Annotated in this window: 1 protein-coding gene; it reads left to right on the top strand. The window is 71.1% G+C overall.

Going from position 1 to position 232, the window contains the following annotated elements:
• A partial coding sequence (locus AOK15_RS39020) for a family 43 glycosylhydrolase (RefSeq protein WP_157870509.1) occupies positions 1-219 on the top strand: 219 nt, incomplete at its 5' end.
• Positions 220-232: the final 13 nt, after the last annotated feature.

Below are 232 nucleotides of genomic sequence, written 5' to 3'. Positions count from 1 at the left end.
CCCGAGTACGGGATCCTCGCCACCGGCCATCACACCGTCGTGAACGTCCCCGGCACCGACGACTGGTTCATCTGCTACCACCGCTTCGCGGTTCCCGGCCCCGGAACGCCGCGCGGCGACGGCACGCACCGCGAATCGACCCTGGACCGGCTGGTGTTCGCGGCCGACGGCTCCATCGAGGAGGTCGTCCCCACCCTGGGGTCCATCGACCCCGTCTGAAGCCCTCTCCGGG

It is taken from the genome of Streptomyces ossamyceticus, from assembly GCF_001418475.1.
In the GTDB taxonomy this organism is placed as follows: Bacteria; Actinomycetota; Actinomycetes; order Streptomycetales; family Streptomycetaceae; genus Streptomyces; species Streptomyces ossamyceticus.
This window is presented reverse-complemented; position numbering and strand designations above follow the sequence as displayed.